Raw genomic sequence first — 11,350 nt, forward strand, 5'->3', positions numbered from 1 at the left:
TATTTATGCATAATCTTGAAATTTTTAATAGTAGAAGTATTATAAATTAAACTTTGCATTGTATAGAGATAGCATTTGAAAAAAATATTTTTTAAACCAATATGTATATAGACGTACTAGTAACGTGCTAATTATTTGAGAAACTATGTTACCTTTGTTATGGTAATAACAATTAAAGGAGTTTTATAATCCATTTGGGTTTTTTCTATATAATAGAAGGAAATGAAAACGTTTTATTAGAAACTGTGAGGAAGTGCGGTTTTTCTTATTGCCACGTTGTAAAAGTGATTTCACGAATTGTTCATAGTATTTTTATGTGTTTTTGTTACAATATTTAGGGAGAGGAGTGGAATGATGCAAGATATTAGTATTTTTTTAGCGTTTGGCGCCGGGTTCTTATCATTTATTTCCCCATGTTGCTTACCGCTTTATCCGGCATTTTTATCGTACATAACAGGTATGTCGGTTTCTGAATTGAAAGAAGAAAATGCAATGCTTCGCAAAAGAAGTATGATACATACAGCGTTTTTCTTACTTGGATTTTCAATTATATTTATTGCAATTGGATTTGGTACAAGTTTTATTGGAGGAATCTTTACTGACTATAAAGATTTAATCAGACAGTTAGGTGGTATATTTATCATCGTGTTCGGCTTAATTATTGTCGGGGTGTTTAAGCCGAAATTTTTAATGCAAGACCGTAAATTTACATTTAAAAATCGTCCAAGTGGCTATTTTGGATCAGTACTAATCGGATTAGCTTTTGCAGCAGGGTGGACGCCATGTACCGGACCAATTCTAGTGTCTGTAATTGGATTAGCAGCAACAAATCCAGAATCAGCAATGATATATATGATTGCTTACATACTTGGATTTGCAATCCCGTTTTTCGTACTGTCATTCTTTATTACGAAAATGTCTTGGATTAAAAGAAATAGTATGGCCTTCATGAAAGTCGGAGGATATATTATGATTGTTATGGGTGTCTTCCTATACTTTAACTGGATGACGAAAATTATCGTATATTTCTCAAGTTTATTTGGTGGTTTTACTGGTTTTTAGTATTATTCTGCGAAAATGTTGGAAATACTAACGGAAAAGCATATAATGAAAGTATATTTTGCATATAGCCACAAAAAAGGATGAGAAAATATGAACATAGTTCTTTTATCAAGTATCGTTGCTGTTTGTATGGCTGTCGGTGCGATGTTTATTCGTTTAAAAGCAGCTAAGAAACCTGCAACATTGAAAAAAATTATACTTCCACCATTTTTTATGAGTACGGGTGCATTGATGTATGTTTTTCCTGAATTTCGATTAACTCCAGCAGAAATGTTAGAAGCAATTGGTGTCGGTTTGATTTTCTCTATTTTTCTTATTAAAACATCTAAATTTGAAATTAGAGGACAAGAGATTTATTTGAAGCGTTCAAAAGCCTTTGTTTTCATATTAATTGGATTACTTGTAGTGCGGATTGTATTTAAAACCTACTTAAGTCAATCTCTTGATTTAGGACAACTTAGTGGCATGTTCTTCTTACTTGCGTTTGCGATGATTGTGTCATGGAGAATTGCAATGTATCGTTCCTTTACGAAATTACAGAAGGAAATGGAAAAAGAAGATGGTTTTTATAATGAAAAAGATATGAAGCTAACTTAAAAACTGTATATGTACCAAATAAAAAGACAGCGTCAAAGGCGCTGTCTTTTTTATCGAAAATAATATGAAGTTACTTTGCGAGTAAAGATCGATAGTTAGAATAATCAATCTTTTTTTCTTGTAGTTTTTTTATTAAAAATTTATGATCACGCTTTGGTGTGGCAATGATATACCCTTTAATAATTAAGTCTTGTGTAATTTGAGAGGCATTTTCTTGTAATGCAAGTTCCCCGATTTTGCCAGCAATCTTTGATTTTGCAACATCACGAAATAGTTCTGGAACAGGGCTTACAAGCTCTTCTAACAATTGTTTTTGTTCATCATCCCATAAATGTCTCGTTTTATTTATGTAGTGTCCTTCCCAATCCAAAATGGACATGCCGTCTTCTTTTGGTAATCGTTTCAGGAATTTTCTGAACATAAAGTATCCACCGATAGACATAAGCCCTAATAAAATAACCGTCCATAATACAATGAACCAACTGAACCATCCTTCGAGCAAGCATATCCCCCCTTAATGATAGCGGTTTTCTTTTATTCATATTATATACAGTGAGATTCATAGAAAGCAAGAACGCTTGGTCATTTTGACCAAGCGTTATAGTTTAAACGAAGTATAGTTGTTCAACACATAAATTATTATTATCGTCTTCAACATACTCAATAATAAGTGTGCCAACTTTACGATCTTTATCTTCAGTTGTGAAAATAGAGTAAGAAGTAAAACGTGTTTTTGATAGGCCGCTTATATGTGTAGGTAAAGAAATGTAGTCGTTATCGCGGAAGAATTCCATCAGTTCAATATCCTCAAATTCTTTTCGGTCAACTTGTTTGTTTGTATAGCGGCGTTGAAGTTGTTTTAAAGATTCATTCCAAGAAATTGCTTTTGTGTCGTATACCATTGTTCTATCTCCTTACTGTATGTAATTATTAAGAACATACGTTCTAATCTAGTATACTCTTTTTGTTAGAAAAGAGAAAGCAAAAAATAATGTAAGCTTGGATTTCCAAGCTTACATTATTGATGCGTCCGTCATAATCTCTATTTTTCATTATAAGTTAGATAAGAATAAGAAACAAGATGATATATATAATGTTGAGAGTTTTCAAGATTCTGTATATTATAGGTGTACTAAAGTGTAAGGGGATGAGAGGTGTGGCATACGTAATTTCACTGCAAGGGCCGATGGCTAGCGGAAAAACAACATTAGCAAAAAGGTTAGAAAAGAGAGGGTTTCGAGTTATATATGAAAATCCATATCCAATTGTAGAGAAGCGAAAAAAATTGAATTTAGACATGAATTCAAAAGTAGGGTTTATTATGAATCAAAAAATGTTTATGGAAGCAAAAATAAAGGAGTTTCAAAATGTGAAAGATTCAGTCGTAATTTTTGATCGCGGACCAGAAGACATTGAGTTTTTTACACTCTTTTATCCAACGATTATAGGAGAAGAGTGGGATATAGAAACTGAATTGAAAGATGAATTATATAAATTAAGAGCATGCCGTTCAGATGTGATTTTTTACTTAGATGTTACGAAAAAGAATGTATATGATAGAAAAAATAATGATAGAACAAGAAACAGAAGTACGTTTGAGGAGCAATTTAAATTAGTAGAAACTGAAAAAGACTGGTATAAAAAATTTCCTGTAACTTATGTGGACACGAATAGATTAACAGTGGACGATTTAGAGGTATATTTTATGGACTGGTTAAAGGAGAGAGGGCTATGAAAAAAATACTTTTATTTGTATACTCAACATTTGCAGAGTTTGAAATAACAGTAGCGACGGCATTGCTGAAAAATAAATATGAAATCATTACAGCGGGCTTAACTAAAGAATTGGTTATAAGTGAAACTGGATTGCAAGTGCAGCCGCATATAGAAGTAAGTGAAGTATGTGTAGATGAGTATGAGGGGATACTTATTCCAGGTGGAGAAGAAGGACAGTTGGAAGATGCAAAACCTCTTTTTTCAATCATTCGTCAATTTCATGAACAAGAAAAATTAGTGGCGGCAATTTGTGCTGGACCGTATGCACTAGCAAAAGCAGGGTTATTTAAAGGGATTTCTTATACTGCGACTATAGATTATCAAAAATTTGATTGTTTTCCAGTAGAAAATTTTGTGTATGAAGAAGTTGTGAAACACTCAAATATCATTACAGCACAAGGGCATGCATTTGTACCATTTGGAATAGCAATTGCCTCTTATTTTGGAGTGGCAGACGAACATAATACAGATTTTTATTGTGGTAAAGGCAATGTAGTAATGGAGAAACTTTTACGAGAAAACGTGTAAAAGCTAGCAAATGCTAGCTTTTTTCTTTTTGACACCGATAAATTACTAACGTTTTTGGATCGCGCCATATACCGTTATGGAGAGATAATTCCTGGTTGATTTCTTCTGTTAGCCATTCTTTCATCTCGGCTTGAAGATACATATTATCGGGTATATTTAGCGACGGAAACATGCTAGAAATATAGTTTACAATCGGAGTAGCATGATGAAAAACGAGAGCATTATGAATAACTGTTTCTTCAACAGTTGGAAAAACAGATTGTAATATCTCTTTACCGTTTTCTAAACAAAATGGAGTGACTGATGATGTTGTTTTCGGTAAATCAAATGCGTCTAACATACGGTTACACATTTCAACTATACGAGGTAGTGTAACGCTAGAATTTGTTGTAGCTAAAAGTGTTCCGCCAGGACGAATTACTTTATGGAATCCTTGAATTGTTTTTTCAACATCTTTCACATGGTATAACATATGTCTTGCAATTATTAGGTCATAACAATTTGTTTCGAAAGGAAGTTTACTAGCATCCCCTCGTTTCCATTCTATTAAGTTATTTGTTTTAGCAGCTTCAGCAAGCATAGCTTCGGATTGATCAAACCCGGTTAATGGGCCTTTATGACCATTTGTTTGTAAAAGGGAAAGGAATTTTCCACTAGCGCACCCAACCTCTAATATGTTTTCTTCCCCTTGAAGTTGTAAATGTTTAATGACGAGTTTATCTAAATCTACGTGTTTTTCTTCGTAATGTGTATGTGTGTCGATGCGTGTTTGTAAATGGTTGCTAACGTTATATTGACGTTTTACATCATTCATTTTGTCACATTCCACCTTTGTGCAAAATTGTTGGATTGCATGTGTTAATACATCTGTTTTCTTTAAACCTTCGTAATGGAGTGCTAATTCAAACCTTTCAAGTAATTTCTCTTCAATTCGAAAATGAATATCTTTTCGTTTTGTCACTGAAATTTCGCCCCTTTGCATCTGTTAGTGAGACTATAGCACGTCTGGAAATTTTGTGTAAATCATTTGTGTACACAAAATTATGGGGATGAAAAAAATGTTTGAATATGATTTTAAACTATTGACGATTTAAACGTTTTCATATATTCTTAAATTAAGTAATATTCAAATAATTCAAAAGAAATGAGAGAGTCACATGCTTCTTCAAGGAACACATCGAATTGGTCGTATGGCCATGCTGTTGGCACTTGCGGATGAGAATGAAAGTCCTGTATTATCCATTCCAAAAGGTTGGAAGTATTGTACGGGGAAAGTGGGTTCGATGAATTCGCAAAAGGTTGTCGCAGCAATGGAAACAGCGGCTAAAAGCAACCAAGTTATTGAAACAGACGTTTACAGAGAAACACATGCACTTTATCATGCAATTATGGAAGCTTTGTACGGAGTGACGAGAGGTCAAATTCAGTTAGCAGACGTTCTTCGTACAGTAGGACTTCGTTTTGCGATTGTGCGCGGTACACCATACGACGGAAAAAAAGAAGGCGAATGGGTTGCTGTTGCATTATATGGAACGATTGGTGCACCTGTAAAAGGATCTGAGCATGAGGCGATTGGTTTAGGAATTAATCACATATGATTTGCCCATAGTCTATTAGTTAGAAGGGGGCCTTACTTTTTTAGGACAGAAGTCTGTCTTAAAAAGATAAGGTCCCCTTTTGCCTTTTTAAGGAGGAAAAATGATGATTACGTTAACAGGACATACATTGACAGTTGAAGAAATGAAGAGGTTATTACTGGAAGGAGAAGGTGTAACAGCTTGTCCAACTAGTATGCAAAAGGTAGCGGAGTGCCGCGAAGTAGTTGAGAAAATTGTAGAGGACGGAAAAGTCGTTTACGGAATTACAACTGGATTTGGAAAGTTTAGTGATGTGCTTATCCAAAAAGATGATGTAAAGGCACTTCAACATAATTTAATTCAGTCACATGCATGTGGGATTGGTGATCCATTCCCGGAAGAAGTATCGCGTGGAATGTTAATTTTACGAGCGAACACGATGCTTAAAGGAGTATCTGGTGTTAGGCCGCTTGTTGTAAATATGCTTCTTGAGTTTGTAAACCGTAAAATTCATCCAGTCGTTCCGCAACAAGGTTCACTTGGTGCAAGTGGCGATTTAGCACCTTTATCTCATCTTGCGCTCGTATTATTAGGCGAAGGTGAAGTGTTCTATAAGGGGAAACGCGTTCATGCAATGGTTGCTCTTACAGAAGAAGGGCTTGAGCCAATTGAACTTGAAGCGAAAGAAGGTCTTGCGTTAATTAATGGTACGCAGGCGATGACAGCACAAGGAGTTCTTTCTTATATAGAAGCAGAAGCAACGGCGTATCAAGCTGAACTAATTGCTTCGATGACAATTGAAGGGTTACAAGGCATTATTGATGCATTTGATGAAAATGTTCATAAAGCACGTGGTTATAAAGAGCAAGTGGAAGTAGCGAGCAGAATTCGTGACATTCTTCACGATAGTAAATTAACAACAAAACAAGGAGAATTACGAGTGCAGGATGCCTATTCACTTCGTTGTATCCCGCAAGTACACGGTGCTTCTTGGCAAGTTTTAAATTATGTAAAAGAAAAATTAGAAATTGAAATGAATGCAGCAACAGATAATCCGCTAATTTTTGATGGCGGAGAAAAAGTAATTTCAGGTGGTAACTTCCATGGTCAACCGATTGCGTTTGCGATGGACTTCTTAAAAGTAGGAATGGCGGAACTTGCAAATATTTCGGAGCGCCGTATTGAGCGTTTAGTAAATCCGCAATTAAATGATTTACCACCATTTTTAAGTCCAGAACCAGGACTACAGTCAGGTGCAATGATTATGCAATATGCTGCAGCGTCGCTTGTTTCTGAAAATAAAACGTTAGCACATCCGGCGAGTGTAGATTCAATTCCGTCTTCTGCTAACCAAGAAGATCATGTAAGTATGGGAACAATTGCTTCACGCCATGCACATCAAATTATTCAAAATGCAAGACGTGTTCTTTCTATTGAGATGATTTGTGCAATGCAAGCAGCAGAATATCGCGGAATTGAAAACATGAGTACAGTGACGAAGAGCTTCTACCATCAAGGTCGTCAGCAGGTGCCATCTATTAAAAATGACCGTATATTCTCAACAGATATTGAAAATATTGCGCATTGGTTAAAAACGAATTATTCGATAAAAGAAAGATTAGATGTAAACGCAGCACTATAAAATGAGAAAAGGGAGAGATTGAAATGGAAAAAGTACAACAAACAATTCGCGCGCCAAGAGGTACAGAGTTACAAACGAAAGGGTGGGTGCAAGAAGCTGCACTTCGTATGTTAATGAACAATTTAGATCCTGAAGTTGCTGAAAAACCAGAAGAATTAGTTGTATATGGCGGAATTGGCCGTGCAGCTCGTAACTGGGAAAGTTATCAGGCGATTGTAGATTCATTAAAAACGTTAGAAAGCGATGAAACGTTACTTGTTCAATCAGGAAAGCCAGTTGCCATTTTTAAATCACATGAAGATGCACCTCGCGTTTTGTTAGCGAACTCAAACTTAGTACCAAAATGGGCAAACTGGGATCACTTCCGAGAACTAGAGAAAAAAGGTCTTATGATGTACGGACAAATGACAGCTGGTAGCTGGATTTACATTGGAACGCAAGGGATTCTACAAGGAACATATGAAACATTTGGTGAAGCAGCTCGTCAACATTTCGATGGTTCATTAAAAGGTACATTAACACTTACTGCTGGTTTAGGTGGTATGGGTGGTGCACAACCTCTTGCTGTAACGATGAACGGCGGTGTTGTCATTGCTATTGATGTTGATAAGCGCAGCATCGATCGTCGTATTGAAAAGAGATACTGTGATATGTATACAGAATCATTAGAAGAAGCGTTAACGGTTGCGAACGAGTATAAAGAGAAGAAAGAACCGATTTCTATTGGTTTATTAGGAAATGCGGCAGAAATTTTACCAGAACTAGTGAAGCGCAATATTACACCAGACTTAGTTACAGATCAAACATCTGCTCATGATCCATTAAACGGTTATATTCCAGTAGGCTACACGTTAGAAGAAGCAGCGAAACTTCGTGAAGAAGATCCAGAACGCTACGTACAATTATCAAAAGAAAGTATGACAAAACATGTGGAAGCAATGCTTGCTATGCAAGAAAAAGGCGCAATTACATTTGATTACGGAAATAACATTCGCCAAGTTGCTTTCGATGAAGGTTTGAAAAATGCATTCGATTTCCCAGGATTCGTTCCAGCATTTATCCGTCCATTATTCTGCGAAGGAAAAGGACCATTCCGCTGGGTAGCACTTTCTGGTGATCCAGAAGATATTTATAAAACAGACGAAGTAATTTTACGTGAGTTCGCTGATAATGAACATTTATGTAACTGGATTCGTATGGCACGTCAACAAGTTGAATTCCAAGGGCTTCCATCACGTATTTGTTGGCTTGGTTACGGTGAGCGTGCGAAATTTGGTCGCATCATTAATGAAATGGTTGCAAATGGTGAATTATCAGCACCAATCGTTATCGGTCGTGACCATTTAGATTGTGGATCAGTAGCATCTCCAAACCGTGAAACAGAAGCGATGAAAGATGGTAGTGATGCAGTAGCTGACTGGCCAATTTTAAATGCATTAATTAATAGTGTAAACGGTGCAAGCTGGGTATCTGTTCACCACGGTGGTGGCGTTGGTATGGGTTATTCACTTCATGCGGGAATGGTTATCGTTGCAGATGGAACAGAAGCAGCAGCAAAACGAATTGAGCGCGTATTAACTTCTGACCCTGGTATGGGTGTTGTTCGTCACGTGGATGCAGGGTATGACTTAGCTGTGGAAACTGCGAAAGAAAAAGGCGTTAACATTCCGATGATGAAATAAGGAGGAGAAAACATGCTGGACACTTTACTAATAAATATCGGTCAATTACTAACAATGGATCAAGAAGATGGCTTGTTAAGACGGGAAGCGATGAACACGCTTCCTGTTATCGAAAACGGTGCGGTTGGAATTGAAAATGGTGTAATTACTTTCGTTGGAACAGCGGAAGAAGCGAAAGGATTACAAGCGAGAGAAGTTATTGATTGCGGCGGGAAAATGGTTTCTCCTGGTCTTGTTGACCCGCATACTCATCTTGTATTTGGTGGATCTCGTGAAAATGAAATCGCACTAAAACTACAAGGAGTTCCGTACTTAGAAATTTTAGAACAAGGCGGAGGCATACTTTCAACTGTAAATGCAACGAAACAGGCGTCGAAAGAAGAACTTGTTCAAAAAGCGAAATTCCATTTAGACCGTATGCTATCTTTCGGAGTTACTACTGTAGAAGCGAAGAGTGGTTACGGATTAGATGATGAGACGGAATGGAAACAATTAGAGGCAACAGCACAATTACAAAAAGAGCATCCGATCGATTTAGTTTCAACATTTTTAGGTGCTCATGCAGTTCCGAAAGAGTATAAAGGTAGATCGAAAGAATTTTTACAATGGATGTTAGACCTACTACCAGAAATGAAAGAGAAGCAATTAGCGGAGTTCGTTGATATTTTCTGTGAAACAGGTGTGTTCTCTGTAGAAGAATCAAAAGAATTTTTATTAAAAGCGAAAGAGCTTGGCTTTGATGTGAAAATTCATGCAGATGAAATCGACCCTCTTGGTGGTGCGGAAGCAGCGGCAGAAATCGGTGCAGCATCAGCGGACCATTTAGTTGGTGCTTCTGATAAAGGAATTGAAATGCTTGCAAATTCTAATACAGTAGCAACTTTATTACCAGGAACAACTTTCTATTTAAATAAAGAAAGCTTTGCTCGTGGACGTAAAATGATTGATGAAGGTGTTGCAGTTGCGTTAGCTACAGACTTTAACCCAGGTAGCTGTCCAACTGAAAATATTCAGCTTATTATGAGCATTGCGATGCTAAAATTGAAAATGACACCAGAAGAAGTTTGGAATGCCGTAACGGTTAACTCATCATATGCCATTAACCGTGGTGATGTAGCTGGGAAAATTAGAGTTGGTCGTAAGGCAGATTTAGTTTTATGGGATGCTTACAATTATGCTTACGTACCGTATCATTACGGCGTAAGTCATGTGAATACAGTATGGAAGAATGGTAATATTGCATATACAAGAGGTGAACAATCGTGGAGCACGGCCACTATTTAAAGAAAAATGCAAAGTTTATTGATCGTGAAGTGACGAAATGGAGTGAGATGATTAAAGATTGGGAGGAAGGTGTGGAAATATTCGGTGCTGCCTTAATTGGAGCACCCCTTTCTAAACCGTCTATTAGTCATTCAGGAGCGAGTTTTGCGCCAAAAACAATTCGTGCGATGTTAGATGCATATAGCACATATGCAATTACAGAAGAACACGATATGAAAGAAAGTGTCTTATATGATTGCGGCGATATTACGATGCATGTGACGGATATAAAAGAAAGTCATAAACGAATTGCGAAAACAGTTGGGCATGTAACGAAAGTAAACCCGAACATGATACCAATCGTTCTTGGCGGTGACCACTCGATTAGTTTTCCGAGTATAACAGGTTTTGCAAACAGTAAAGGGAAGGTCGGAATTATTCAATTTGATGCTCATCATGATTTACGTAATTTAGATGATGGAGGCCCGTCAAATGGTACACCATTCCGTAGTTTACTAGAAAATGATGTCATTGCAGGGAAACAACTTGTTCAAATTGGAATTCGTAATTTTTCTAATGCACGTGCGTACCATGAATATGCAATAGAGCATGGTGTAACAGTGTATACAATGAAAGACGTACGAGAGCGAGAAATAAAAGATATTATCACGGAAAGTATTGAAGTATTAAGAAATCAAGGTGTGACTTCTATTTATATTTCTCTTGATATGGATGTGCTAGACCAAGCGTTTGCACCAGGTTGTCCAGCAATTGGGCCTGGTGGGATGGATAGTACGACTTTACTAGATGCGATTGAATTCCTTGGTAAAGAATCGCTCGTTCAAGGGATGGATATAGTAGAGATTGATCCAACTCTTGATTTCAGAGATATGACGAGTAGAGTAGCAGCGCAAGTGATTATGAGTTTTCTTTTAGCGAGGGAAACAGTTAGCAAACAGGTTAGTATATAGACGGAAAAGTAGATATTTATTTATGCCTTATCAAAAACACATCACTACTTAAATGTAGTGATGTGTTTTTGTGTTAAAGGAGAATGAATGTGTGTGGAACCGTTAATGGAATTGCGATTTTTATAGTGTATTGTGTAAATTTAATTTCTTGCCTCTGAAGTATTGACTCGTAAAATAATTTTATGATAAAATAAAAATTTTGCTAAAAAACTAAAAGTGTGTTAAGCTTGAGAAGGTTACCATATATGGAGG

At 36.6% G+C, this 11,350-nt stretch carries 13 protein-coding genes; 10 read left to right on the forward strand and 3 right to left on the reverse strand.

All coding sequences use genetic code 11. The annotated features are described in order from the left end of the window. Positions 1-188: 188 nt before the first annotated feature. From ABWK52_RS29760 to ABWK52_RS13365, 3 genes are all read left to right on the forward strand, one after another. Entirely contained in the window at positions 189-338 is a 150-nt protein-coding gene (locus tag ABWK52_RS29760) for a peptidase T (RefSeq protein WP_071686460.1), read from the forward strand. 16 nt (positions 339-354) lie between these two features. After that, complete coding sequence (ccdA, locus tag ABWK52_RS13360; RefSeq protein WP_001152676.1) at positions 355-1,062, forward strand: cytochrome c-type biogenesis protein CcdA; 708 nt, start codon at positions 355-357, stop codon at positions 1,060-1,062. Between the two features lie 90 nt (positions 1,063-1,152). Further along, entirely contained in the window at positions 1,153-1,659 is a 507-nt protein-coding gene (locus tag ABWK52_RS13365; protein ID WP_001028440.1) for a CcdC family protein, read from the forward strand. Between the two features lie 70 nt (positions 1,660-1,729). Here ABWK52_RS13365 and ABWK52_RS13370 read toward each other — a convergent pair whose 3' ends face one another. Further along, a complete protein-coding gene (locus ABWK52_RS13370) occupies positions 1,730-2,161 on the reverse strand; it encodes a DUF2621 domain-containing protein (protein ID WP_087967692.1) in 432 nt (143 codons plus the stop codon). A 103-nt stretch (positions 2,162-2,264) separates the two neighbouring features. Continuing rightward, positions 2,265-2,561 carry a hypothetical protein gene (locus ABWK52_RS13375; protein ID WP_000262400.1) on the reverse strand — a complete coding sequence of 99 codons (297 nt, stop codon included), beginning with the start codon at positions 2,559-2,561 and terminating at the stop codon, positions 2,265-2,267. 245 nt (positions 2,562-2,806) lie between these two features. Here ABWK52_RS13375 and ABWK52_RS13380 point away from each other — a divergent pair, with 245 nt between their 5' ends. Both ABWK52_RS13380 and ABWK52_RS13385 read left to right on the forward strand, forming a co-directional pair. Beyond that, on the forward strand, positions 2,807-3,394 hold the full coding sequence (locus ABWK52_RS13380; RefSeq protein WP_001986424.1) for an AAA family ATPase: 588 nt from the start codon (positions 2,807-2,809) through the stop codon (positions 3,392-3,394). Then, positions 3,391-3,963, forward strand: coding sequence for a DJ-1/PfpI family protein (locus tag ABWK52_RS13385; protein WP_061655820.1), 573 nt, complete (start codon positions 3,391-3,393; stop codon positions 3,961-3,963). Before ABWK52_RS13380 ends, ABWK52_RS13385 begins: the two co-directional genes overlap by 4 nt. A 13-nt stretch (positions 3,964-3,976) precedes the next feature. On the opposite strand, the gene ABWK52_RS13390 is transcribed toward ABWK52_RS13385, so the two are convergent. After that, on the reverse strand, positions 3,977-4,924 hold the full coding sequence (locus ABWK52_RS13390) for a class I SAM-dependent methyltransferase (protein WP_000166755.1): 948 nt from the start codon (positions 4,922-4,924) through the stop codon (positions 3,977-3,979). A gap of 196 nt (positions 4,925-5,120) precedes the next feature. Between ABWK52_RS13390 and hutP the strand changes: the two genes are divergently transcribed. The 5 genes from hutP (at position 5,121) to hutG (ending at position 11,098) form a co-directional block, all read left to right on the forward strand. Further along, a complete protein-coding gene (hutP, locus tag ABWK52_RS13395; protein ID WP_000926516.1) occupies positions 5,121-5,561 on the forward strand; it encodes a hut operon transcriptional regulator HutP in 441 nt (146 codons plus the stop codon). Positions 5,562-5,664: 103 nt separating this feature from the next. Next, positions 5,665-7,182 carry a histidine ammonia-lyase gene (hutH, locus tag ABWK52_RS13400; protein ID WP_000631875.1) on the forward strand — a complete coding sequence of 506 codons (1,518 nt, stop codon included), beginning with the start codon at positions 5,665-5,667 and terminating at the stop codon, positions 7,180-7,182. A gap of 23 nt (positions 7,183-7,205) precedes the next feature. Further along, positions 7,206-8,864, forward strand: a complete 1,659-nt coding sequence (gene hutU / locus ABWK52_RS13405; protein WP_000416946.1) for a urocanate hydratase — start codon at positions 7,206-7,208, stop codon at positions 8,862-8,864. Positions 8,865-8,876: 12 nt separating this feature from the next. After that, positions 8,877-10,148 (forward strand): imidazolonepropionase, encoded by a 1,272-nt coding sequence (gene hutI, locus ABWK52_RS13410; protein WP_000887540.1) that lies wholly within the window; start codon positions 8,877-8,879, stop codon positions 10,146-10,148. Beyond that, positions 10,127-11,098 carry a formimidoylglutamase gene (gene hutG / locus ABWK52_RS13415; RefSeq protein WP_053512828.1) on the forward strand — a complete coding sequence of 324 codons (972 nt, stop codon included), beginning with the start codon at positions 10,127-10,129 and terminating at the stop codon, positions 11,096-11,098. The genes hutI and hutG overlap by 22 nt, the downstream gene beginning before the upstream one ends. Positions 11,099-11,350 lie beyond the last annotated feature (252 nt).

This window comes from Bacillus sp. AP50, from assembly GCF_040492675.1.
GTDB classification, from domain to species: Bacteria; Bacillota; Bacilli; order Bacillales; family Bacillaceae_G; genus Bacillus_A; species Bacillus_A cereus.

Excerpts from the sequence above, each read along its gene's own strand:
- ABWK52_RS13380 (WP_001986424.1), top strand. The coding sequence starts at position 2,807 with ATGAGAGGTGTGGCATACGTAATTTCACTGCAAGGGCCGATGGCTAGC.
- hutP (WP_000926516.1), top strand. The coding sequence starts at position 5,121 with ATGCTTCTTCAAGGAACACATCGAATTGGTCGTATGGCCATGCTGTTG.
- hutH (WP_000631875.1), top strand. The coding sequence starts at position 5,665 with ATGATTACGTTAACAGGACATACATTGACAGTTGAAGAAATGAAGAGG.
- ABWK52_RS13385 (WP_061655820.1), top strand. The coding sequence starts at position 3,391 with ATGAAAAAAATACTTTTATTTGTATACTCAACATTTGCAGAGTTTGAA.
- hutU (WP_000416946.1), top strand. The coding sequence starts at position 7,206 with ATGGAAAAAGTACAACAAACAATTCGCGCGCCAAGAGGTACAGAGTTA.
- hutI (WP_000887540.1), top strand. The coding sequence starts at position 8,877 with ATGCTGGACACTTTACTAATAAATATCGGTCAATTACTAACAATGGAT.
- ABWK52_RS13365 (WP_001028440.1), top strand. The coding sequence starts at position 1,153 with ATGAACATAGTTCTTTTATCAAGTATCGTTGCTGTTTGTATGGCTGTC.
- ABWK52_RS13375 (WP_000262400.1), bottom strand. The coding sequence starts at position 2,561 with ATGGTATACGACACAAAAGCAATTTCTTGGAATGAATCTTTAAAACAA.
- ccdA (WP_001152676.1), top strand. The coding sequence starts at position 355 with ATGCAAGATATTAGTATTTTTTTAGCGTTTGGCGCCGGGTTCTTATCA.